Raw genomic sequence first — 23,400 nt, 5'->3', positions numbered from 1 at the left:
GGCAGTTGTCAATGCTTGTATATACAGGATCGGTCAGATGGGGAGTCAATGAAATAATAATAGCGAGGTACCTATGTCTTCTTTTTCGTCTACAGACGGGCAACCAAAAAGTAATGAGGCAGGATTAAAGGAAACGCGGTCGATTGATTACATTCCCGAACGCGAGAGGCATGGGCATCCGTTTAGCCAGTTTACTCTGTGGTTTGGCGGCAACCTGCAAATTACCGCTATTGTCACCGGCGCTTTAGCCGTGGTGCTGGGCGGCGACGTGGTGTGGTCGCTGATAGGCCTTCTTCTTGGACAGGTGTTGGGGGCGGCGGTGATGTCGCTGCATGCCCTGCAGGGACCGCGGCTGGGTTTGCCGCAGATGATAATCAGCCGCGCCCAGTTTGGCGTCTTTGGCGCGGTAGTGCCGCTGGTACTGGTCTGCGTCATGTATGTTGGCTTCTCCGCCAGCGGTACCGTACTGGCCGGGCAGGCGATGGCAAAACTGTTAAGTATTAGCAACGTTGCCGGCATGCTGCTATTCAGCGCGATTATTATTGTTATTGCGGTACTGGGTTATAAGGTGATTCATAAGCTGGGTAAACTGGCGAGCATTATCGGCATTCTGGCTTTTGTTTATATGTTCGTTACGCTACTGATGTCGGCGGATCTCACGGCCCTGGCGCAAAATAACCATTTCTCCCTGCCGATGTTCCTGCTGGCCGTGTCGCTGTCATCGTCGTGGCAAATCGCGTTCTGCCCGTATGTGTCCGACTATTCGCGCTACCTGCCACGCAATGTATCGGCAACGAAAACGTTCTGCTCGGTATTTTTCGGTACCGTATTAGGAACCCAGACATCCATGACGCTAGGGGTATTTACTGCCGCGATTGCCCGCAGCGCTTTCCCCGGTCATGAAGTGAGTTATCTGGTGGGATTGGGTAAAAGCCAGGTGATGGCGATGGTCATCTACTTTGCTATTTGCTTTGGCAAAATCACCTTCACGACGCTTAACGCCTACGGCAGTTTTATGTCTCTGACCACCATTGTTTCCGGTTTCCGTCGCCAGACGGCATTGTCGCAGAAATGCCGTGTCGCTTTCGTCGTCCTGATGGTCGCGGCTTCGTGTATTATCGCGCTGCTCAGTGAGCCAGCTTTCTTAAAACACTTCACCCATTTCCTGTTATTCCTGCTGGCTTTTTTCGTTCCCTGGAGCGCCATCAGCCTGACCGATTACTACATTATCTCTAAAGGCGCGGTCGATATTCCGGCGCTTAGCGACCCGCATCAGCGCTATGGTTTCTGGAATCTGTATGCCATTACCATTTATATCATTGGCGTACTGATTCAACTGCCGTTTATTGAGAACCCGCTGTTCCATGGTTCGCTGACGTGGATATTCGCCGGCAATGATGTGTCATGGATTATCGGCTGGGTAGGTACAGGATGGTTGTATTTTGCGCTGCGCCGCTTTGACCGCCGACCATTACCGGCGCAGAGCGTGTTCCCGCAGTCATAAAGGGCAGGGGCGGCTATTATGCCGCCCCTGAAGGAAAGTTAACGCTATTTGCCATCTTTTCGCCAGGCGTCGGCAGTCAGCGCTTCGCCAAAATGGCCGGCGATCAGCCGCTTGGTCAGATCATGCAGAGGCGAGGCCAGTACATCAGCAGTGCTTCCGCGCTCAACCACTTCGCCCTCATGCATCACCAGCACCTGATCGCTGATGTGCTTCATCATCCCCAGATGCTGAGTTACGTAGATGTAGGATATTCCCTGTTTTTCCTGTAGTTCCAGCATCAGGTTGATTAGCTGCGAGCGCATTGACATATCCAACGAGGCCAGCGCCTCATCGCAGATAATCACTTTCGGACGCAGGATCAAGGCACGAGCAAGACCCAGGCGTTGTTTTTGCCCCGGCGCCAGCATATGCGGATAGTAGCTGACGTGGTCAGGTAGCAGACCCACCATGCGCATCGTCTCGATAATCTGCTTTTCCCGGGCTTCTGGTTCAAGATCGGTATTGAGGCGCAGCGGGAAATCAAGGATCTGCGAAATACGCTGACGCGGGTTAAGCGAGGTCGAGGGATCCTGAAAAATCATACGAATACGCTGGCTGCGGAATGAGTAGTCGCCAAACTCCAGCGGATGGTCGTCAATCAACAGTTCACCGGTGGTTGGCTCAACCATCCCGGCCAGCATTTTGGCCAGCGTTGATTTACCGGAGCCGTTTTCACCAATAATTGCCAGCGTCTGACGCTCGCGCAGGGTAAAGCTCAGCGGCTTCACCGCCTCTACCGTCTGACGGTGGAACCAGCCGGTACGATAGCGAAAGGTCTTACTCAGATTGCGAACTTCCAGCAATGTTTCGACCATTTCACTCTTTCTCCATGTTCAGCGGGAAATGACAGGCGTACAGATGATTACGCGCGCCGGTCAAACGCGGCGTGACGATACACTCGCGTTGCGCATAGGGACAGCGCGGCCCCAGCCGACAGCCGATCGGCAGTTGTTCCAACAGCGGAATGGCGCCGGGCAGGGTATTCAGCCTGCTTTTATGCGGCATTGAGCTGCCGAAGTCCGGGATCGCGCGAATCAGCGCCTGCGTGTAGGGGTGATGAGGAATGGTCACCAGCTCTTCGCTCGGCGCGGTTTCCACCGTCTGCCCGCAATACATGACGTTAATTTTATCCGCCCATTTGCTGAGCATTTGCATATCGTGACTGATCAGCAAAATAGTGGTGTTGTTGTTCTGGTTGAGCCGGGTCAGCAGGCGAATAATCTGCGCCTGAGTAGTCGGTTCCATGGCATTAGTGGGTTCATCAGCAATCAGCAAGCGCGGCTGGTTGGCAAGCGCGATGGCGATCATAACCTTCTGACATTCGCCGTCGGTCAGTTCGTAGGGGAAGCTGCGCATAATATCTTTGTGATCTTTAATCCCCACCCGGTGCAGCAGTTCGATGGCGCGGCGCTTGCGCCAGCCAAAGCGTTGCCACCAGTGGCCTTTAAAGGTCCAGCCGGGGATATTTTGCATCAACTGCAGCCCAATACGCTCGGAAGGATCGAGACAGGATTGCGGCTCCTGGAAGATCATCGATACGTTGTGGCCAATCAGTTTGCGGCGCTCGCGGTTAGACAGGCGCAGCAGATCGATATCATCAAAACGCATACGGTCGGCGGTGACCCGCCAGTTATCTTTAGTGACGCCGCAAATCGCCTTGGCGATTAAGCTTTTGCCGGAACCTGATTCCCCCACCAGACCACGGACTTCACCTTCAGCCAGCGTCAGGCTGACCCTATCGACGGCCTTTACCCAGCCTTCGTTGGTTTTAAACTCAATGGTGAGATTACGTATATCCAGTAACGGCATTATTGGACCCCGGCAATAATTGCGCGGCGAATACCGTCGCCCAGCAGATTAATGAGCAGTACGCTTATCATAATGGCCGCCCCCGGCAACATGACCGTCCAGGGAGCGACGTAAATCAGTTCCAGCGCGTCGCCGAGCATGGCGCCCCATTCCGGAGAGGGTAGCTGGGCGCCGAGGTCGAGAAAACCGAGCGCGGCAATGTCGAGGATCGCCATCGACAGCGCGCGGGTAATTTCGGTGACCAGCCCGGCGGTAATATTAGGCAGAACCGCAAACCAGAGAATATTGAGCGTGGAAGCGCCGTCGAGGCGGGCGGCAATCACGTACTCTTTTTCCAGTTCATCGTGCACCATGCTGTAGACCGAACGCACCATGCGCGGCAGCAGAGCCAGCCAGACGGCGAACATCGCATGGCTAAGATGCGGTCCGGCGAAAGCGACGACGATAATCGCCAGCAGCAGCGACGGAATCGATAGCAGGGTGTCGAGAATATGGTTCATTACCGCTGAACGTAAACCATGGGTGGAACCAGCAATCACGCCAAGCACCAGGCCGAACAGCGCGGCGCCGAGCGTGACCACAAAGGCGCCGCCGACGGTCGGCGCCGCGCCGCTGAGTAGTCGACTCAATACGTCGCGGCCAAGGTCGTCGGTGCCGAGGAAGAACGACACTTCACCGTAGCGCGACCATGAGGGCGGCAGCAGCTGGTAGCCAAGGAACTGCTGATCGATGCCATAGGGCGCGAACCAGCCGCCGAATACGCATAGCAGCACCAGCGCGCCGCAGCCGTATAAACCAATCATCGCGGTGGTATCGCCGTAGAACTTACGCCATACGGTGCGCAATGCGCCCGGCGGGCGCTTTTCGAGATAGACGCTATCGTAGGGCATACCATTCCTTATGTTTCAGTGGGTTAGCCATGGCTCCTAAAATATCCGAGATCACGTTGACGATAATGACCAGCGCGCCGATCACCATCACTCCGGCGGAAATCGCCGCGTAATCCTGCTGGCGGATAGCGTTGATCAGCCAGCGCCCCAGCCCCGGCCAACTGAAGACCATTTCGGTAATCATTGCCAGCGTTAACATAGTGGAGAACTGCAGCCCCAGGCGCGGGATCACCGGCGGCAGGGCGTTGTGCAACACGTGGCGGTGGAGAATCGTCCTGCGGGTGACGCCACGGGTCGCCGCGGCTTTAACATAGTTTGTATCATAGACTTCGCTGGTACTGATGCGCATCAGACGGATCACTTCGGTGGTCGGCGCGACGGCCAGGGTTAACACCGGCAGGACCATATGTCGTGCGGCGCTAACGATCATCTCATGGCGCCAGGGTGAATCGGATAGCCAGGCATCAATGAGCGCGAAACCGGTCACCGTTTTTACTTCGTACAACAGATCAAAGCGGCCGGAGACAGGTAACCAACCCAGCGTTAGCGAGAAGAAAAGGGTAAACAGCAACGCCAGCCAGAACACCGGAATGGAGAACCCCACCAGCGCCAGGGCGCTAATGAGCGTATCCGGCCATTTATTACGCATGATCCCGGCAATCATTCCCACGGGAATGCCGACCAATAACGCAAAACCAAATGCCAGAATGCACAGCTCCATCGTTGCCGGGAAGACCACTTTCAGCTGTTCGGAAATCAGCTGGCCGTTGATGCTGGAGACGCCAAAATCCCAGTGCAGCACCCCTTTAAACCAAAACAGCCAGGCATTCCACAGCGATGCGCCCTGCAGCGGCGCGTGCGGCGTGAAATAGCTGAGACTAAAGCCGATAAAGGTGAGGAAAAACAGCGTCACAAGCAACAGCAGCAGGCGGCGCAGGGTAAAAATAATCATGGTTTTTTCACCTCTTCTTTTTCGCGCGACACGCCTGCGAAGGAGGCGTTGCCAAACGGACTCAGCACCAGTCCTTTCATATCATAACGATAAGCCTGCAGCCGCAGCGAAGAGGCCAGCGGCAGCACCGGCAGCTCGCGGGCGAGAATATGCTGCGCCTCTTTATAGGCTTCGATGCGCGAGGCCAGCTGCTGCGAAATCAGCGCTTTCTGTAATACCTCATCAAACTCGCGGTTGCACCAGTGGGCGAGGTTGGTCTGCGAACCAATCGCCGCGCAGCTTAACAGCGGGCGGAAGAAACTGTCCGGATCATTACTGTCGGTGGCCCAGCCGGAAAGCGTTAAATCGTGGCTCATGTCCATCAATCGCGCCTCCTGGAAACGGCCTTCAACAGGAATAATAATCACTTTGACACCCACCTGCGCCATATCCGCCTGTATCAGCTCGGCGGTTTTCAATGGGCTGGGGTTCCACGCCTGGGAACTGGTCGGCACCCACAGTTTTAAAGTCAAATTACTCAAACCCAGGGCCTGCAGGCGACGACGCGCCTCCGCGGGGTTGTATTCGGTAATTTTAGCGTCGTTGTCGTAGGCCCACGAGGCGCGAGGCAGCATCGAGGCCGCGGTTTCCGCGGTGCCGTAGTAGATCGATTGCATCAGACGCTGGTTGTTGATCGCCAGCGCCAGCGCGTGGCGAACTTCCGGGTTATCCAGCGGCGGTTTAGCGGTGTTGAAAGCCAGCCAGGCGATATTCATACCCGGGCGCAGCGTCAGACGCAGGCGCGGATCGTCGCGCAGGATGGTGAGCTGGCTGGCGGCCGGCCAGGCGAGCACGTCGCATTCGCCGGTCAGCAGTTTTGACAGACGACCGGTGCCACCGGAACCGAGATCCACCACCACCTGCGGCATCAAGGGTTTGCCGCGCCAGTAGGCCGCGTGGCGCTGCAGGCGGATGTACTGCCCGGTGCGATACTCTTCCAGCTTAAACGGACCGGTGCCGACGGGCTCGCGGTCAAGTTGTTCTTCGCGGTCGCTTTTGGTCAATTGCGCGGCATACTCCGCCGACATGACCGAAGCATAGTGTGTTGCCAGATGCCACAGGAACGAAGCATCCGGCCGTTTCAGGCGAAACTCGACGGTATGGTTATCCAGCTTACGAACGCTTTCTACGGTATCGGCGAACTGCAGGCTATCAAAATAGGGGAAGCTACTGCCGTTAACGCTGTGCCACGGATCGTCGCGGTTAAAGATGCGCCCGAAGGTAAAGATGACATCATCAGCGTTAAAGGCGCGGGTCGGTTTAAACCAGTCGGTGGTCTGGAACTGGACCTTATCGCGCAGATGGAAGCGGTAGGTGGCGCCGTTATCAAGCACTTCCCAGCTTTCCGCCAGTTCAGGCACCAGACGATAGGTATAGGGGTCGACGTCGAGAAGGCGATCGTAGATCTGGGCGGCTAGGGTGTCGACAATCAGGCCGCTGCTGACTTTTTGCGGGTTAAAGGTATTTACCTGCCCGCTGACGCAATAGACAAATCCGCTATCGCGGATATCGGCATTAGCTGGCAGCGCCGGAGTCAAGGCCGGTGCGGCAAAAGCCTGCCCGCACAGCATCGAGGCTGCCGCTAAAAGAGAGGACAATTTCAGGCGCATATTTTCTTTTTGATCATAGAGCAGAGCTCTATCTTATTAATATTAAATGACATTTACCACCACCTTTACGACATCGAGGGGGATAATGCGGTCACCGGCAGCGCATGTTGTCCAGCCAGTTGGTCAATTTAGTGTCGGAAATAAACCAGTATTATGAAACATGGTATCTTTTTATCGCCAATTTCTCCAGTTAGCCATCTGCTGGCGTTCTGCAATCGGCGGGCGCGAGTGGCGGGGATCAGAGCGGAAGGAGCTGATTGTAGCGGGCAATATAATCTTTTGGCGTGATCTCCAGTTCTCCGCCGTCGCGATGGATGGCGACGAAAGTACGCAGTACCAGCCCGCTTTTACGTTCTGATATTTCCCAGCCTTGTTCGCTGTAGGCATCACGCGTGGAGCGCACGCAGAGATCCGAAAAAATCATCATTAAAGAGAGGGCTGGCGCATGATGATTTTTCATAGTGTGAATCAGACTGGCATGGGCGGCATAGCGGGTTAGCGTATGAGAATTAACCGGAATCACGTGAATTTTCAGTCCATTGAATATAATTGCCGCCGATGATAATTCACATTAAGACATCTTACCAGTTACATATTATTAACTCCTCGCGTTTTCATACATGAAATGATAGTGACGTTGTCACGCTTCAATCATTCAGCGGTGTGAATTCATATAATGCCAGCGCATTGCTCTGCAATGAATCCACCCGTAGCCAGCCATCATCCAGTTGTTCCTCATGCACGCTCAGCGCCGGACGGGCGTGGTGCTGGAGCCAGCGATAATCTTCTTCGTCCGGGCCGCTGCGGCTACGGAATGCCTCGAACAGCGGAAATAGCGCGCCGTGATGTTGATCGAACAAATGCTGTTTGATGCGCCAGCGTCCCTCCAGTCCTGCAAGCCGCAGGGTATAGGGTTGGCGAAAGCGCTGAGTAAAGGCCTCTTCGCTCGACAGCCAGGGGTTGAAAATCACCGTATTGCGCAACAGCAACTGGTAATGTCCGTTATGACGTAACAACAACAGGTTTTTGTCATTGATTAAGACTTCGCCGCGCAGACGCCGCCACAGCCATAATACCCAGTAAACCGGGCGCGGCAGACCATGCAGGTAGTGCAACGCCAGGCTGGAGGTGTCGAGTTTACCGTTGTCCCGCGCCTCCCCCTGCAGCCCGGAATTAAGCCAGAAGCCTGCCAGCCACACCTGTTCGGCAATGCCCAGCAGGTTATCCATCAACAGCGCGCCGCGAAAAAAACGCCCGTTGGTATCGCGGGTATCGCCGGTTAACGTATTCCACGATAGCAGCCACAGCGGCAACGAGAGCTGCCGTTGCCGCAGGGCATTATGGATTTGGCGTAATTTCTGTCGCGGATAGCTTTCACTGGCGGCAAGCTTGCTGCTATCGGCCTGCGCCAGGTCAAGCAGTTCATTAGCATCCGCCTGGCAAGCGAGAAAATCGGCCTCGCTGAGCAGCGGGGAAGACAGTAGCGGATCGTCGGCAATACCGCTTTGCGGGAAACGATGCCAGATACCCATTTGCGGTTGTTGCAAGGTGGACGCAAGCACTTCGCGCTGTTGTCGCCAGGCCAGCTGTCGCGCGGCTTCACCGGCCTGCGGCGACCAGTGCCAGACAAAGCGCCAGCTCGCAAGCGTCGCGGGTGGGAAGTGATTGGCGGCGAGCCGAAGAAAACGCTGCAATAAATCGCAGCGGGTGGTTAAACCGGTATGGAGCAGCACCGTCCAGCCTTTCTGCGCCAGCCAGCTAAACAGCTGCTGAAGATTGTACCAGCAGGCATAGCCCGCGAGCGTCGGGTCGTCCCAGCCTTCGCCAAACAAGCGGCTGCTGAGAAACGGATCGTGAATATCAATGCCGTAGACGGGTAGCGTCTGCTGCAGTTGCTCCAGCTCGCGGCGGACATCTTCGCGGAGTAAATCATCGAGTTCACGGACGGTAACGATGGTACGGGTATGGCGCAATACCGGCGCGCGCGCTGGCAGCTGGCGGATATCCACCTGCCGTGTCTGACGTGGGTTGAGCAGTAGCGGAGGCGTGTCATCGCTGCTTTTTTCCGCCTCGTTAAGGCGGGCGTAAAGCCGTTCGACCGCGACCGGATGCCAGACTTCACTGGCGTTGACCCGCGGACGAGCGGCGGACTGCGGCTGCTGCTGGCGAAACTGCCGCGGCGTGACGCCATGCTGGCGCTTAAACAGATCGCTCATGATGCGGGTACTGGCGAAGCCGTTGTCCTGCGCCACCTGCTGCACCGAGCGTCGGGTGGTCAGCAGTTGCTCGGCGGCCTTGCCGAGACGCAGGGCGGTAATGTACTGCACGAAGCTGACACCGACCTCTTTATGAAACAGGCGGGAAAGCCAGGCCTCCGAGACAAACTCAGCGGCGGCCACTTCCTGCAGCGAGATCCGCCGCTGATAGTTGGCTTCGATGCGCGCTACTACGTTGATAATTCGTCGGCTCCAGTTTTCGGCGCCGCGGCGCAGGCTGGGTACGATGGGCTGCGTAAAGCGGGTCGCCAGCAGCAGGGCGATTTCGCTGAGCCAGCGGTTGGCTTCTAAGCGGTAGCGCGACTGATGATTGACCAGCCCGGCGACCAGCAACTGGCGCATCAGCTGGCGCAGGTTATCTGCCGCATCCATGTTTTCGCCATTAACCCGATAATCACAGGCAAAAAAATCGCTATCAAGGCGGGTGAGCCAACCGGCGGTAAGGTTGAGGATCATGACCGCATTGGCCTCTTCGCCGGTAATCTGCCAGCGCTGGCGGCGGTTAACGATCGCCAGTTCATCAACCCGCATCGGTTGCGGCGCTTCGCCGAGTTGCAACCGCGCGCTGCCTTCCAGCAGCCACAGCAGCGTTAATCCGTCGCTTTCCGGCGGGCTGAGGTGGCGAATATCGCGCACCGTGAGGCTGAAATCGCCGAGGTGGTGTTCCATGCGCCGCTCCTTAAAAGACAAAAAATAACAGGGTATTTTTTGTCATAACAGAATTGTATAGAAAACAGTCATTGATAATTCGTCAATATAAAACAAAAAAGCGCATTTTAAAGCCGGGTGGGGCGCATAAACTCGAAAGTGTCGTGCCAACACAACACAGGAATAATAAAAATGACACATCCATTGATTGAATCTTTGCAAGTTAATGAAGCGCAGTTTGTGGCGTTACGTCGCCGCTTCCACCAACAGCCCGAGATTGGCTTTGAAGAACATAAAACCAGCGATGAAGTCGCCCGGCTGCTTGCTGAGTGGGGGTATGAAGTGCATCGCGGCCTCGCCGGTACCGGCGTGGTCGGGACGCTGAAAGTCGGCTACGGCGAAAAACGTTTGGGTCTGCGCGCGGATATGGATGCGCTACCGATGCAGGAAATGAGCGGTAAAGCATGGGCAAGCCAGGTCGACGGGCGTTTTCACGGCTGCGGCCATGACGGTCACACCACCACGCTGCTGTATGCGGCGGAATATCTGGCGCGCACGCGTCAGTTTAACGGTACGCTGCAGTTAATTTTTCAACCGGCAGAAGAACTGCTGTACGGCGGACGGGTGATGGTCGAAGATGGCCTGTTCACAAAATTCCCCTGCGACGCCATCTTTGGCCTGCATAACATGCCGGGCCAGAAACTGGGCAAAATCGGCCTGCGCGACGGCGCGATGATGGCCTCTTCCGATACGCTGCATATCGAAGTGAAGGGCGTTGGCGGCCATGGCGCGGTACCGGAACATACCGTCGACGCGACGCTGGTTGCCTGCCACATTACCCTCGCGCTGCAATCGATCGTTTCACGCAACATCACGCCATTTGAACCTGCGGTAGTCACCGTCGGCAGCATTCAGGCTGGTCACGCGCCGAACATCATCAACGATAAGGTATTGATGAAGTTGACGGTCCGTACCCTTAACCAGCAGGTGCGCGAGACGGTGCTGCAGCGCATTCACGATATTGCGGTCGCTCAGGCAGAAAGTTTTAACGCCAGCGCTACCTTAACCCACGTCAACGGCAGCCCGGTTTTACGTAACGATCCGGCGGCTAATGAGCTTGTCCGTGAAGTGGCGACCTCGCTGTTTGGCAAAGAACAGGTTGGTACCGTGAATCCATTTATGGGCAGCGAAGATTTCGCCTTCATGCTGGAGAGCAATCCAAACGGTTGCTACTTCACTATCGGCGCGGGTGATGAAGCCGACCGCTGTATGGTGCATAACCCGGGATACGATTTTAACGATCAAATCCTGCTTACCGGTGCGGCGCTGTGGTGCGGCCTGACGGAACGCTATCTGCGTTAACCTATCGCGACGGGGGGACCCGATTATGAGTTCTGTATCGTTAAGCGAATCTCAGTTCGTCGGCAGCGATCGCCTGCTGGCGGGTATTGTGCTCAGCGTGCTGACGTTCTGGCTGTTTGCGCAATCGGTTATCAATGTTGTTCCGGCGATGAAAAGCAGCCTCGATATTTCACTGGAGACGTTAACCCTGGCGGTGAGTCTCAGCGCTTTATTCAGCGGCTGTTTTGTGGTGGCCAGCGGCGGGCTGGCGGATAAATTCGGCAGGGTGCGGATGACCTATCTCGGCCTGGCGCTGAGTATTATCGGTAGCGCGTTTCTGGCGGCGTCGCAGGGGCCGGGACTATTTATCACCGGCCGTATCCTGCAGGGGCTCTCGGCGGCCTGCATTATGCCGGCGACGCTGGCGCTGATCAAAACCTGGTATGAAGGTAGGGCGCGGCAGCGGGCGGTGAGTTTCTGGGTCATTGGCTCCTGGGGCGGCAGCGGGCTTTGCTCGTTTGTCGGCGGCGCGATTGCCACCGGTCTTGGCTGGCGATGGATCTTCGTGTTTTCGATTGCGGTGGCGCTGTTGGCATTATTGCTGCTACGTGGCACCCCGGAGAGCCGCAGCGCCAGCGCCGATCGGCATAAGCTGGATGTGGGCGGATTATTAAGCCTGATTGCTTCGCTGGTGCTGCTTAATCTGTTTATCAGCAAGGGTCATCAATGGGGTTGGAGCAGTGGCTTATCGCTGTCGATGCTGGGCGGCGCGGTAATTACGGGTGGTTTGTTTATCCGTAGCGGTTTGCGTAAAGGTGAAGCGGCGCTAATCGACTTCGCTTTATTTCGCAACCGGGCCTACGGCGCGGCGGTGCTGTCGAACTTCATGCTTAATGGCGCTATCGGCACGATGATGATCACCAGCATCTGGCTACAGCAGGGGCATCATCTCACCCCGTTGGAAACCGGCATGATGACGCTGGGTTATCTGGTGACGGTACTGGCGATGATTCGCGTCGGAGAAAAACTGCTCCAGCGCTATGGCGCGCGGTTGCCGATGATGACCGGGCCGGTGTTTACCGCTATCGGTATTCTGCTGATCTCCTGTACCTTCCTCGATAAGTCGCTGTATATCGGGACCGTCTTCTTCAGCAATATTCTGTTTGGCCTCGGTCTTGGTTGTTATGCCACGCCTTCGACCGATACCGCCGTCGCCAATGCGCCGGAGAACAAAATCGGAGTCGCATCAGGGGTTTATAAGATGGGAAGCTCGCTTGGCGGCGCGATGGGTATTGCCGTGACGGCGTCACTTTTCGCGCTGTTCCTGCCGTTGGGGATGGCCAGCGCCGCGCAGTACGCGCTGTGGTTTAACGCCGCGCTGTGTTTAGGCTCAATGCTGGTCAGCGCGGCGATGCTGCCGCGCGTCCCTCATAGCTGATGCTTCTTCAGTAATGCGCGTAGCTGGTGGTAGGTAAGCCCCAGCAGCTCCGCCGCCTGCTTTTGATTGTACCTCGCCTGCTGCAGGCTTGACTGCAGCAGGCTTTTTTCTTGCTCCAGCTGAAAGGCGCGCAGGTCCAGCGGCAACGCGGGAAGCGCATGTTCGGCGACCGGAGCAGGCGCAGGAGCGGCGCTGTTAAATGGGTTGATAATGATATTATCCAGCTCGCTATCACTGCTGCCGTGGCGGTAAACTGAACGTTCAACCACGTTTTTCAGCTCACGAATATTGCCCGGCCAGCGGTATGCAAGCAGCGTGTCGACGGCTCGCTCGCTAAAGCCGGGAAACAGAGGGAGCCCCAGTTCGCGGCACATCTGAATGGCAAACTGGTTGGCAAGCAGCATGATGTCGCTCTGGCGCTCGCGCAGTGGCGGTAGTTGCACGACATCAAACGCCAGCCGGTCGAGCAGGTCGGCGCGGAAATGACCCTCCTCGACCATTTTGGGCAGATCGGCGTTGGTGGCGCACACCAGCCGCACGTTAACCTGCAGCGGCTGGCTGCCGCCGACGCGTTCGAGTTCGCCGTATTCAATTACCCGCAGCAATTTTTCCTGCACCAGCATCGGAGCGGTGGCCAGCTCATCGAGAAACAGCGTGCCGCCGTCGGCACGTTCAAAGCGCCCCGGATGCCGTTTGCTGGCGCCGGTAAAGGCGCCAGCTTCATGACCAAACAATTCGGAATCGAGAAGGTTTTCATTCAGCGCCGCGCAGTTGAGCGAAATAAACGGCCCCTGCCAGCGCGAAGAGAGAAAGTGCAGTCGGTTGGCAATGAGCTCTTTGCCGGTCCCGCGTTCGCCGATCACCAGCACCGGTTTATCCAGCGGCGCCAGCTGCGAGACCTGCTCGAGCACCTCCAGAAAGCTATTTGCCTCGCCAAGCAGGTTATCCTTGTATTCCGCCATGATGAATTTCGCCATTAAGTAGTGTGATTCACCAACTCACTGTAGCAAGCAGGCGGCCATTCCTCAACCACCTTGTTTAAAATCAACAAGATAAAAAGTTGGCACGCCATTTGTATTAACTACTGCACAGGCCGCTGCCTGCTATCAGAACTATGAGGATTGAAATTATGGGTATTTTTTCTCGCTTTGCCGACATCGTGAACGCCAACATCAACTCCCTGCTGGAGAAAGCGGAGGATCCGCAGAAGCTGGTCCGTCTTATGATTCAGGAGATGGAAGACACGCTAGTTGAAGTGCGTTCTACCTCCGCCCGCGCGCTGGCGGAAAAGAAACAGCTGACCCGCCGTATCGAACAGGCGCAGGCGCAGCAACTGGAATGGCAAGAAAAGGCCGAGCTGGCCCTGCGTAAAGAGAAAGAAGATCTGGCGCGTGCGGCGCTGATCGAAAAACAGAAGCTGACTGACCTTATCGGCAGTCTGGAGCACGAAGCGCAACTGGTGGATGAAACCCTGGCGCGAATGAAAAAAGAGATTGGCGAGCTGGAGAATAAGCTCAGCGAAACCCGCGCTCGTCAGCAGGCGCTGATGCTGCGCCATCAGGCGGCCAGCTCTTCGCGTGATGTTCGCCGCCAGCTGGATAGCGGTAAAATGGATGAAGCGATGGCGCGTTTTGAGTCTTTCGAACGCCGCATTGACCAAATGGAAGCCGAGGCGGAGAGCCATCGTTTTGGCAAACAACAATCGCTGGATCAGCAGTTTGCCGAACTGAAAGCGGATGATGAAATCAGCGAGCAACTGGCGGCGCTGAAAGCCAAAATGAATCAGAATAACCAGTAATGCATATTGCGCGGCGCGGTGTTGCGCCGCGGCTCACCACCTGTAAGGAGTACACATGAGCATGCTTTTTCTTGCCATCCCGCTCACGCTGTTTGTGCTGTTCGTGTTGCCGGTCTGGTTATGGCTGCACTACAACAATCGCTCGGCGGACGGGGCGTTAACCCAGAACGAACAGCAGCGCCTGCTGCAGCTGACCGATGAGGCGAAACGGATGCGCGAGCGTATTCAGGCGCTGGAAGCGATCCTTGATGCGGAACATCCGAACTGGAGAGACAAATAATGGCCGGATTGGACTTTAATAAAAAACTGTGGCGCATTCCGCAGCGCGGAATGGTGAAGGGGGTCTGCGCCGGTATTGCGCAGCACCTGGATGTGCCGGTGAAGCTGGTGCGTCTGATAACCGTGCTGGCGATGATTTTTGGCCTCTTCTTTTTCGTGCTGGTGGCCTACATCATTCTGACTTTCGCGCTGGATCCGATACCGGATAGCGAACTGTACGGCGAAAAAGGGCCGAGCAATGGTGATTTACTGGCCGCCGTGGATGCCGAACTGGCTTCCGGCGAACAGCGCCTGCGTGATATGGAGCGTTATATCACCTCCGATACCTTCACGCTGCGCAGCCGTTTTCGTCAACTGTAAAACTTTTTCCATATAACCACGAGGCAACGCATGAATATGAAATGGCAACAGGCAGGGCAAAAAGTGAAACCGGGTCTTAAGATCGCCGGTAAGCTGGTGCTGCTGACCGCGCTGCGTTACGGCCCGGCGGGCGTTGCCGGTTGGGCGGTGAAATCGGTGGCGCGTCGGCCGCTGAAAATGTTGCTGGCGGTAGCGCTTGAGCCGCTGCTCAGTCGGCTGGCCAATCGTTTTGCCCGCGGAATGAAATAATTCCTCAGGGGGAGGAATACCGGCGCGCTTTATATTGACCCTGATTATCCCCATCTATTTAGCTTATCATTAAACGACATTCCTTCTGGGCATAACGGACTGGCGATGAAGCGACTCAAAACTGAATTCAATGCGCTGGTCAACCGCGGGGTTGACCGGCATTTACGTCTTGCCGTAACCGGGCTAAGCCGTAGCGGTAAAACGGCTTTTATCACCGCGATGGTTAATCAACTGCTGAATATCCACGCCGGGGCCCGGTTGCCGCTGCTGAGCGCGGCGCGCGAAGAACGTCTGTTGGGCGTGAAACGGGTTCCGCAGCGTGATTTCGGCATTCCGCGTTTTACCTATGATGAAGGCCTGGCGCAGCTTTATGGCCAGCCCCCGGCCTGGCCGACGCCAACCCGCGGGGTGAGCGAAATTCGCCTCGCACTGCGCTATCGCTCTAACGATTCTCTGCTACGTCATTTCAAAGACACCTCAACCCTGTATCTGGAAATCGTGGATTATCCGGGCGAATGGCTGCTCGACCTGCCGATGCTGGCGCAAGATTATTTAAGCTGGTCGCGGCAGATGACCGGGCTGTTACAGGGGCAGCGCGGAGAGTGGTCTGCCCGCTGGCGGCAGCTGTGCGAGGGGCTCGATCCGCTGGCGCCCGCCGACGAAACCCGGCTGGCGGAGATCGCCGCCGCCTGGACCGATTATCTGCACGCCTGCAAGCGCGAGGGGTTGCACTTTATTCAGCCGGGGCGGTTTGTGCTTCCTGGCGACATGGCGGGTGCGCCGGCGCTGCAGTTTTTCCCCTGGCCGGATGTCGATGCGGCTGGCGAAGCCAGGCTGGCGCAGGCAGATAAACACACCAATGCGGGGATGCTGCGCGAGCGTTTCAAATACTACTGCGAGAAAGTGGTGAAAGGCTTTTATAAAGACCACTTCCTGCGCTTTGACCGCCAGATTGTACTGGTGGACTGCCTGCAGCCGTTAAACAGCGGGCCGCAGGCGTTTAACGATATGCGTCTGGCGCTGACCCAGTTGATGCAAAGTTTCCATTACGGCCAGCGAACGCTGTTCCGTCGCCTGTTTTCACCGGTTATCGACAAGCTACTGTTCGCCGCCACCAAAGCCGATCACGTGACCGTCGATCAGCACGGCAACATGGTGTCGCTACTTCAGCAACTGATTCAGGACGCCTGGCAGAATGCCGCCTTTGAGGGCATCAGCATGGATTGTCTGGGGCTGGCGTCCATTCAGGCCACCCAGGGCGGGCTTATCGAGGTTAACGGCGAGAAGATCCCGGCGCTGCGTGGCGATCGTCTGAGCGATGGGCAGCCGCTCACTATTTTCCCAGGCGAGGTGCCGGCGCGGCTGCCGGGTCAGGCCTTCTGGGAACAGCAGGGCTTCCAGTTTGAGAACTTCCGCCCGAGAGCGATGGATGTCGATAAACCGCTGCCGCATATACGCCTCGACGCGGCGCTGGAATTTTTGATTGGAGATAAATTGCGATGAGCGAGCCGATAAAACCGCGGATCGATTTCGATGGCCCACTGGAAACGGAAAAGAGTCAGACCTTAAAATCGGCCCGCGCCTTTGACGCGGCCGATGCGCAAACCTTCGCTCCGATGCTGCCTGAAATGGTCGCTGAAGAGGAGGGGGCCGCCGAAGCGGTGGTGGAATCGGTACTGCGCCCGAAACGCAGCCTGTGGCGACGGATGGTTAGCGCCGGGCTGGCGATTTTTGGCATTAGCGTGGTGGCGCAGGGCGTGCAGTGGACGGTGACGGCCTGGCAGACTCAGGACTGGATTGCGCTTGGCGGCTGTGCGGCCGGGGCGCTGATTGTCGGCGCGGGTGTGGGATCGGTAGCGACCGAATGGCGTCGCCTGTGGCGGCTGCGCCAGCGCGCGCACGAACGCGATGAAGCGCGGGATCTGATGCATAGCCACGCGGTGGGCAAAGGGCGCGCGTTCTGTGAGAAGCTGGCGCAGCAGGCCGGGCTGGATCAATCGCATCCGGCGCTGCAGCGCTGGTATGCGGCCATCCATGAAACGCAAAACGATCGCGAAGTGGTGAGCCTGTACGCGCAACTGGTGCAGCCGGTGCTGGACGCGCAGGCGCGGCGGGAAATCAGCCGTTCGGCGGCGGAATCGACGCTGATGATCGCCGTCAGCCCGCTGGCGCTGGTGGATATGGCGTTTATCGCCTGGCGTAACCTGCGGCTGATTAACCGTATCGCCACCCTCTACGGTATTGAACTTGGCTATTATAGCCGCCTGCGTTTATTCCGCCTGGTGTTGCTGAATATCGCCTTTGCCGGCGCCAGCGAACTGGTGCGCGAAGTCGGAATGGACTGGATGTCGCAGGATCTGGCGGCCCGCCTGTCGGCGCGCGCCGCCCAGGGTATCGGCGCCGGGTTGTTGACCGCCCGTTTGGGGATTAAAGCGATGGAGCTGTGTCGTCCGCTGCCGTGGATCGCGGATGATAAACCGCGGCTCGGCGATTTCCGCCGAGAGCTGATCGGCCAGTTGAAAGAGACGCTTCAGAAAAGCAAAACCGGCGCGGAGAAATAACGTCGGCAAGGGTAAATGCCGGGTGGCGGCTGCGCCTTACCCGGCCTACGGTTCGTGCGACCTGCCTTTAATTTATTCACCACGCTGGATCCCCCGGTGGCGCTGCCGCTTACCGGGGCTACAGCGCTGCGCGATTTGGTAGCCCAGAGAAGGCGCAACGCGCCGCCTCTGGGAAACCCCCTTAAAAAAGTTGCAAACCGATAACAGTATCTACGGTTCGTGCGGCCTGCTGTTAATTTATTCACCACGCTGGATCCCCCGGTGGCGCTGCCGCTTACCGGGGCTACAGCGCTGCGCGATTTGGTAGCCCGGAGAAGGCGCAACGCGCCGCCTCCGAAAACCCCTGGCGACCAGAGCCTTCTGTGCGCTCTCTGAGCCATGCGAGCCATAACGCAAAAGAAATGCCCGCATAACTTTACGGCATAAAGCCCATTTTTCCGCCATACTGTCAATAATTGTTGACAGCTATCTTCCCGTAAGCACATATCTGTCCTATCATTCATCCGTCATTGGCCTTTTTAGGGTGAAAACTCCTATGCGTCTGGAAGTCTTTTGTCAGGACCGTCTTGGTCTGACCCGTGAATTACTCGATTTGCTGGTGCTGCGCGGTATTGATCTGCGCGGTATCGATATCGACCCGATTGGCCGAATCTATCTTAATTTCGCCGAGCTGGAGTTCGCCAGTTTCAGCAGTTTAATGGCGGAAATCCGCCGTATCTCCGGCGTAACCGATGTTCGAACCGTGGCGTGGATGCCGTCAGAGCGGGAACATCTGGCGCTGAGCGCGCTGCTGGTGGCAATGCCGGAACCGGTGCTGTCGCTGGATGCCAAAGGCAAAGTAGAACTTGCCAACCCGGCCAGCTGCCAGCTGTTTGGTCAAACTCAGGCTCGTTTACGCAGCCATCCGGTGGCGCAGCTCATTACTGATTTCAACCTGCAGCGCTGGCTGGAAGGTAACCCGCTGGAGTCGCATACCGAGCATGTGGTCGTGAATGGCCAAAACTTTATGCTGGAAGTAACGCCGGTGTATCTGGAAGGCGAACACGCCGAACGCGTGCTGACCGGCGCCGTGGTGATGTTGCGCTCCACCGTACGTATGGGGCGTCAACTGCAAACGCTAACGACCCAGGATACCAGCGCCTTCAGCCAGATCCTCGCCGTTGGGCCGAAAATGCGCCACGTCGTAGAACAGGCCCGCAAGCTGGCGATGCTTAGCGCCCCGTTGCTGATTGTCGGCGATACCGGTACCGGTAAAGATCTGCTGGCCCATGCCTGCCATCTGGCCAGCCCGCGCGCCAGCAAACCGTATCTGGCGCTGAACTGCGGTTCGATTCCGGAAAATGCGGTGGAGAGCGAGCTATTCGGCGATGCGTCGCAGGGGAAAAAAGGTTTCTTTGAGCAGGCCAACGGCGGCTCTGTGCTGCTGGATGAGATAGGCGAAATGTCGCCTGGCATGCAAACGAAGCTGTTGCGCTTTCTCAACGATGGTACTTTCCGTCGCGTCGGTGAAGATCACGAAGTGCATGTCGATGTTCGGGTTATCTGCGCGACGCAAAAAAATCTCGTCGAACTGGTGCAGAAAGGGCTGTTCCGCGAAGATCTTTATTATCGTCTGAATGTGCTGACGCTGAACCTGCCGCCGCTGCGTGATTGTCCGCAGGACATCATGCCGCTCACCGAACTGTTCGTCGCGCGCTTTGCCGACGAGCAGGGTATCCCGCGGCCAAAACTTTCTGCCGACCTTAATACCGTGTTGACCCGCTATAGCTGGCCGGGCAACGTGCGTCAGTTGAAAAACGCAGTGTACCGGGCGTTAACCCAGCTTGATGGCTTCGAACTGCGTCCGCAGGACATCCTGCTGCCAGATCACGATGTGTCGTCGTTGCCGGTTGGCGAAGAGGCGATGGAAGGATCGCTCGACGATATTACCCGCCGCTTTGAGCGTTCGGTATTGACCCAGTTGTATCGCAGCTTCCCCAGCACGCGTAAATTAGCCAAACGTCTCGGCGTTTCGCATACCGCGATTGCTAACAAGCTGCGCGAGTATGGTCTGAGTCAGAAGAAAGGCGAAGAGTAAATCACTGCTTGCGGCCGGCTCGGCGCGGCCGCAATTATCGGCGTTTTTTCAGCGATAATTCTGTATATACTTATTTTATTATTCTTTTTCCGGGAAGGTGACGGTTGGTGCTGCAACGGGATTGGCCTCAGTGGATGATATTACTGGCACTCTCCGCCGTGCTCTCCTTTGTGCTGTTCTGGCTCCACCTTCCTGCCGCGCCGCTGCTTGGCCCGCTTATCGCCGGAATTATCCTGAGTTTGCGCGGCGCCACGATTCGCCTCCCTCGTCCTTTCTTTATCGCCGCTCAGGCTATCATCGGCTGCATGATCGCCCGCGCGCTAACCCCGTCGATTTTTGGCGTTCTGGCCGCCAACTGGGCGATAGTATTGATTATCCTCCTTTCCACGTTGGCCATCAGCGCGTTGACCGGCTGGCTACTGGTGCGTTACAGCTCGCTGCCCGGTGCAACCGGCGCGTGGGGAAGCTCGCCGGGCGGCGCTTCGGCGATGGTGGTGATGGCGCAAGAGTATGGCGCCGACGTTCGTCTGGTGGCCCTGATGCAGTATCTGCGGGTACTGTTCGTGGTCGGCGCGGCGGTAATGGTGGTGCGTTTGGCGCTCGGCGGCGAGGCGCAGGAAATGACCCAGGATATCGTCTGGTTCCCGCCGCTGACTTTTAATCTACCGTTAACGTTGCTATTGACTGCGGTCGCCGGTTGGTTAGGGTTACGTTTACGCATCCCTTCCGGGGCAATGTTGTTACCGATGCTGGCCGGTGCGCTGGCCCAGGGCGAAGGCATGCTATTGCTGGAGCTACCGGAATGGTTACTGGTGCTGGCGTATACCGCGCTTGGCTGGACGGTTGGCCTGCAGTTTAATCGCGAGATTTTTATGCTGGCGCTGAAGACGCTACCGCAAATCATCGCCGCCATCGTCGGCCTGATCGCGCTGTGCGCGCTGATGGCTTTAGCGTTAACGCACCTGCTGCCGCTGGATTTTCTCACCGCCTATCTGGCGACCAGCCCCGGCGGCCTGGATACGGTGGCGATAATCGCCGTCGGTACCCGGGCGGATATGTCTTTTATCATGGCGATGCAAACGCTGCGCCTGTTTACCATATTGCTCACCGGCCCGGCCACCGCGCGGTTAATTTCGCGCTATGCGCCGCGCAAAGAAAAAAGCCCCCGTTGAAGGAGGCTTGATAACAGAAGGGAAGCGATTACGCTTTCAGCGCAGCCAGTGCCGCATCGTAATCCGGCTCTTCGGTGATTTCGTTAACCAGCTGGCTGTAAACCACCTGGTCGTTTTCATCGAGAACAACGACTGCACGTGCTGCCAGACCGGCCAGCGGGCCTGCGGAGATAGCAACGCCATAATCTGCCAGGAACTGCGGCGCGCGCAGGGTAGACAGGGTGATCACATTGCTCAGGCCTTCTGCGCCGCAGAAACGGGACTGCGCGAACGGCAGGTCAGCGGAGATGCACAGCACGACGGTGTTGTTCAGCTCAGAAGCCAGTTGGTTGAATTTGCGAACCGATGCCGCGCAGACGCCGGTATCGATGCTTGGGAAAATATTCAGTACTTTACGTTTACCAGCGTATTGGCTCAGCGTGACGTCAGAGAGATCTTTGGCGACCAGCGTAAACGGCTGCGCCTTCGCGCCAGCCTGCGGAATGGAGCCCTGAACAGACACTGGGTTACCCTGGAAATGTACGGTTTGCGACATGGTTATCTTCCTGTTTACATATAGTTAACGTCGTAGTTAGTGTATGACATCAGCCAGCAACACGGCAAACTCTATTTAACATTTACCTAAGAGGCCCAGGGAATGCGCAACCTTCGAGTTTTTGAAGAATCATGGCCGCTACACACGCCGTTTGTTATCTCTCGCGGCAGCCGCAGCGAGGCCAAAGTGGTGGTGGTGGAAATAGAAGAGGATGGCGTAAAAGGGGCCGGAGAATGTACGCCTTATCCGCGCTACGGGGAAAGCATCGCCTCGGTGATGGCGCAGATTATGGCGATCGGCGAGCAGCTTGAGCGCGGCGCCACCCGCGAGCAGGTACAACAGCTACTGCCGGCAGGAGCCGCGCGCAATGCCGTTGACTGCGCGCTGTGGGATCTGGAGGCGCGCCGCGCGGGGAAAACGTTGCCGCAGCTGCTTGGCGTCAACCTGCCGCGCGAAGTGGTGACGGCGCAAACCGTGGTTATCGGCACGCCGGAGCAGATGGCGGCCAGCGCCGCCGCGCTGTGGGAGAAAGGCGCGCGGCTGCTGAAGGTCAAGCTCGACGATCATTTGATTAGCGAGCGGCTGGTTGCTATTCGCGACGCGGTGCCGCAGGCGACGTTGATCGTTGATGCTAACGAAGCGTGGCGTGGAGAAGGTCTGGCGGCGCGCTGTCAGCTTTTGGCCGATCTTGGCGTGGCGATGCTGGAGCAGCCGTTACCGGCCGGCGCCGATGAGGCGTTGGAAAACTTTATTCATCCGCTGCCGATCTGCGCCGATGAGAGCTGTCATACGCGGGAAAGCCTGCCGGCTCTGCAGGGTCGCTACGAAATGGTCAACATTAAGTTGGATAAAACCGGTGGTCTGACCGAGGCATTGCTATTGGCGCAGGAGGCTGAACGGCTGGGATATAAGAGGATGCTGGGCTGTATGCTTTGTACTTCACGGGCCATTTCCGCCGCGCTGCCGCTGGCGCCGTTGGCCCGTTTCGCGGATCTCGATGGTCCGACGTGGCTGGCGGTGGATGTGGAGCCGGCGCTGCAGTTCAGCACCGGCGTGCTTCATCTGTGAGTGTGCCAGTGCAGTAAATCGGTCATCGCCGCGAGGTACTTTTCTGTCGCTTCGTCGGCGGAGACGGGCGGAAATTCGGCGGTAATGCACGGCAGGCCGATATCGGCGCACCAGCTGCCAAAAGAGCCCGGCGTTTCGTAACCGACGCTGCCTACCAGCGGTAAATTAAAGGCCCCGGCGAGCCATTGTCCCAGCTCGCTGTGGCCGGGGTCCTCAATGCAGGCCAGCGGATCGTGGAAGGAGACTACCCACGCCGGATGGATCTGGTGGATCAGCTGGCACAGCGCCTGGGTTTCGGGCTCCGAACCCGGTTTTTCCCCGGTCAGCAGTACCACATCACGCTCTTCGGCTGCGCTATTCCAGCGATACACCGTTTCTCCCGCCTTCCAGTTAGCGGCCGGGAAGTTTCGATTGAGATCGATACCGCGGGCGTTGGCGCGTAACCCTAGCTGACAGCCGTCAGGGTTGACCGTTAATACCACGTGATGGCGACGCAGCTCCGGTTTTAGCGTGCGCAACGCGCAGGAGAGGGTGACGATCGACGAGTTTTCGTCGCCGTGCGTGCCGGCGATAATCAGACCGCTGCGGCTATCAGCCAGCGGAGCGGGGAACCACAGCAACGGCGCGCCGAGATGCGACTGGCCGTAACGTTGCGTACCTGGCGGGAAAGCGCCGCGCAGGGGGCGAGGACGTGAAACGGGCATAGGGTATCCTGTCATCAGGTTATTGTTAGCAGTGTTGTAGAAAAGCGTCCC

General features: G+C 57.3%; 22 protein-coding genes. 12 read left to right on the top strand and 10 right to left on the bottom strand.

Annotated features, from left to right (window positions below; translation table 11 throughout):
- The first annotated feature begins 73 nt into the window (after nucleotides 1–73).
- The gene (locus ACSEMK_RS12585; RefSeq protein ID WP_430914492.1) at nucleotides 74–1,504 is read left to right on the top strand and encodes a purine-cytosine permease family protein; all 1,431 of its coding nucleotides are present in this window, start codon (nucleotides 74–76) and stop codon (nucleotides 1,502–1,504) included.
- Nucleotides 1,505–1,548: 44 nt separating this feature from the next.
- Here ACSEMK_RS12585 and sapF read toward each other — a convergent pair whose 3' ends face one another.
- The 7 genes from sapF to ACSEMK_RS12550 all read right to left on the bottom strand — a co-directional run bounded on the left by sapF (nucleotide 1,549) and on the right by ACSEMK_RS12550 (nucleotide 9,788).
- Nucleotides 1,549–2,358: a peptide ABC transporter ATP-binding protein SapF gene (sapF, locus tag ACSEMK_RS12580; RefSeq protein WP_047044986.1), complete on the bottom strand. Its 810-nt coding sequence runs from the start codon at nucleotides 2,356–2,358 to the stop codon at nucleotides 1,549–1,551.
- A 1-nt stretch (nucleotide 2,359) separates the two neighbouring features.
- Nucleotides 2,360–3,352, bottom strand: a complete 993-nt coding sequence (sapD, locus tag ACSEMK_RS12575; RefSeq protein ID WP_015366243.1) for a putrescine export ABC transporter ATP-binding protein SapD — start codon at nucleotides 3,350–3,352, stop codon at nucleotides 2,360–2,362.
- Complete coding sequence (gene sapC / locus ACSEMK_RS12570) at nucleotides 3,352–4,242, bottom strand: putrescine export ABC transporter permease SapC (protein WP_015366244.1); 891 nt, start codon at nucleotides 4,240–4,242, stop codon at nucleotides 3,352–3,354. Before sapC ends, sapD begins: the two co-directional genes overlap by 1 nt.
- On the bottom strand, nucleotides 4,229–5,194 hold the full coding sequence (sapB, locus tag ACSEMK_RS12565; protein ID WP_015366265.1) for a putrescine export ABC transporter permease SapB: 966 nt from the start codon (nucleotides 5,192–5,194) through the stop codon (nucleotides 4,229–4,231). The genes sapC and sapB overlap by 14 nt, the downstream gene beginning before the upstream one ends.
- Complete coding sequence (sapA, locus tag ACSEMK_RS12560; protein WP_087859384.1) at nucleotides 5,191–6,843, bottom strand: ABC transporter substrate-binding protein SapA; 1,653 nt, start codon at nucleotides 6,841–6,843, stop codon at nucleotides 5,191–5,193. The genes sapB and sapA overlap by 4 nt, the downstream gene beginning before the upstream one ends.
- A gap of 238 nt (nucleotides 6,844–7,081) precedes the next feature.
- Complete coding sequence (locus ACSEMK_RS12555; RefSeq protein ID WP_015366267.1) at nucleotides 7,082–7,366, bottom strand: hypothetical protein; 285 nt, start codon at nucleotides 7,364–7,366, stop codon at nucleotides 7,082–7,084.
- Between the two features lie 124 nt (nucleotides 7,367–7,490).
- Nucleotides 7,491–9,788 carry a helix-turn-helix domain-containing protein gene (locus tag ACSEMK_RS12550; RefSeq protein WP_395226359.1) on the bottom strand — a complete coding sequence of 766 codons (2,298 nt, stop codon included), beginning with the start codon at nucleotides 9,786–9,788 and terminating at the stop codon, nucleotides 7,491–7,493.
- A 171-nt stretch (nucleotides 9,789–9,959) separates the two neighbouring features.
- Between ACSEMK_RS12550 and ACSEMK_RS12545 the strand changes: the two genes are divergently transcribed.
- Nucleotides 9,960–11,129 carry a M20 aminoacylase family protein gene (locus ACSEMK_RS12545; RefSeq protein WP_308958621.1) on the top strand — a complete coding sequence of 390 codons (1,170 nt, stop codon included), beginning with the start codon at nucleotides 9,960–9,962 and terminating at the stop codon, nucleotides 11,127–11,129.
- A gap of 25 nt (nucleotides 11,130–11,154) precedes the next feature.
- Nucleotides 11,155–12,546 (top strand): MFS transporter, encoded by a 1,392-nt coding sequence (locus ACSEMK_RS12540; protein WP_430914491.1) that lies wholly within the window; start codon nucleotides 11,155–11,157, stop codon nucleotides 12,544–12,546.
- Here ACSEMK_RS12540 and pspF read toward each other — a convergent pair.
- Nucleotides 12,537–13,523 (bottom strand): phage shock protein operon transcriptional activator, encoded by a 987-nt coding sequence (pspF, locus tag ACSEMK_RS12535; protein WP_213794810.1) that lies wholly within the window; start codon nucleotides 13,521–13,523, stop codon nucleotides 12,537–12,539. The two genes, ACSEMK_RS12540 and pspF, sit on opposite strands and share 10 nt — an antisense overlap.
- Before the next feature lie 152 nt (nucleotides 13,524–13,675).
- Here pspF and pspA point away from each other — a divergent pair, with 152 nt between their 5' ends.
- The 8 genes from pspA to ACSEMK_RS12495 all read left to right on the top strand — a co-directional run bounded on the left by pspA (nucleotide 13,676) and on the right by ACSEMK_RS12495 (nucleotide 21,042).
- Nucleotides 13,676–14,344: a phage shock protein PspA gene (gene pspA, locus ACSEMK_RS12530; RefSeq protein WP_087859389.1), complete on the top strand. Its 669-nt coding sequence runs from the start codon at nucleotides 13,676–13,678 to the stop codon at nucleotides 14,342–14,344.
- A gap of 55 nt (nucleotides 14,345–14,399) precedes the next feature.
- The gene (gene pspB / locus ACSEMK_RS12525; RefSeq protein ID WP_045393114.1) at nucleotides 14,400–14,624 is read left to right on the top strand and encodes an envelope stress response membrane protein PspB; all 225 of its coding nucleotides are present in this window, start codon (nucleotides 14,400–14,402) and stop codon (nucleotides 14,622–14,624) included.
- On the top strand, nucleotides 14,624–14,983 hold the full coding sequence (gene pspC / locus ACSEMK_RS12520; protein ID WP_015366274.1) for an envelope stress response membrane protein PspC: 360 nt from the start codon (nucleotides 14,624–14,626) through the stop codon (nucleotides 14,981–14,983). Before pspB ends, pspC begins: the two co-directional genes overlap by 1 nt.
- Before the next feature lie 30 nt (nucleotides 14,984–15,013).
- On the top strand, nucleotides 15,014–15,232 hold the full coding sequence (gene pspD / locus ACSEMK_RS12515; protein ID WP_015366275.1) for a phage shock protein PspD: 219 nt from the start codon (nucleotides 15,014–15,016) through the stop codon (nucleotides 15,230–15,232).
- Nucleotides 15,233–15,337: 105 nt separating this feature from the next.
- Entirely contained in the window at nucleotides 15,338–16,735 is a 1,398-nt protein-coding gene (locus ACSEMK_RS12510) for a YcjX family protein (protein ID WP_113373168.1), read from the top strand.
- Complete coding sequence (locus ACSEMK_RS12505) at nucleotides 16,732–17,793, top strand: TIGR01620 family protein (RefSeq protein ID WP_045374644.1); 1,062 nt, start codon at nucleotides 16,732–16,734, stop codon at nucleotides 17,791–17,793. The genes ACSEMK_RS12510 and ACSEMK_RS12505 overlap by 4 nt, the downstream gene beginning before the upstream one ends.
- Nucleotides 17,794–18,328: 535 nt before the next feature.
- A complete protein-coding gene (gene tyrR / locus ACSEMK_RS12500; protein WP_045374638.1) occupies nucleotides 18,329–19,870 on the top strand; it encodes a transcriptional regulator TyrR in 1,542 nt (513 codons plus the stop codon).
- Between the two features lie 134 nt (nucleotides 19,871–20,004).
- A complete protein-coding gene (locus ACSEMK_RS12495) occupies nucleotides 20,005–21,042 on the top strand; it encodes an AbrB family transcriptional regulator (protein ID WP_430914490.1) in 1,038 nt (345 codons plus the stop codon).
- A 28-nt stretch (nucleotides 21,043–21,070) separates the two neighbouring features.
- Here the strand turns inward: ACSEMK_RS12495 and tpx are convergent, their stop codons facing one another.
- Nucleotides 21,071–21,577: a thiol peroxidase gene (gene tpx / locus ACSEMK_RS12490; RefSeq protein WP_087859393.1), complete on the bottom strand. Its 507-nt coding sequence runs from the start codon at nucleotides 21,575–21,577 to the stop codon at nucleotides 21,071–21,073.
- A gap of 102 nt (nucleotides 21,578–21,679) precedes the next feature.
- Here tpx and ycjG point away from each other — a divergent pair, with 102 nt between their 5' ends.
- Nucleotides 21,680–22,645 carry an L-Ala-D/L-Glu epimerase gene (gene ycjG, locus ACSEMK_RS12485; RefSeq protein WP_047075856.1) on the top strand — a complete coding sequence of 322 codons (966 nt, stop codon included), beginning with the start codon at nucleotides 21,680–21,682 and terminating at the stop codon, nucleotides 22,643–22,645.
- On the opposite strand, the gene mpaA is transcribed toward ycjG, so the two are convergent.
- Nucleotides 22,636–23,349, bottom strand: a complete 714-nt coding sequence (mpaA, locus tag ACSEMK_RS12480) for a murein tripeptide amidase MpaA (RefSeq protein WP_015366282.1) — start codon at nucleotides 23,347–23,349, stop codon at nucleotides 22,636–22,638. The genes ycjG and mpaA overlap by 10 nt on opposite strands.
- Between the last annotated feature and the right edge of the window lie 51 nt (nucleotides 23,350–23,400).

The sequence above is a fragment of the Klebsiella sp. K-3 genome (assembly GCF_051207495.1).
GTDB lineage: Bacteria > Pseudomonadota > Gammaproteobacteria > Enterobacterales > Enterobacteriaceae > Klebsiella > Klebsiella aerogenes.
This window is presented reverse-complemented; position numbering and strand designations above follow the sequence as displayed.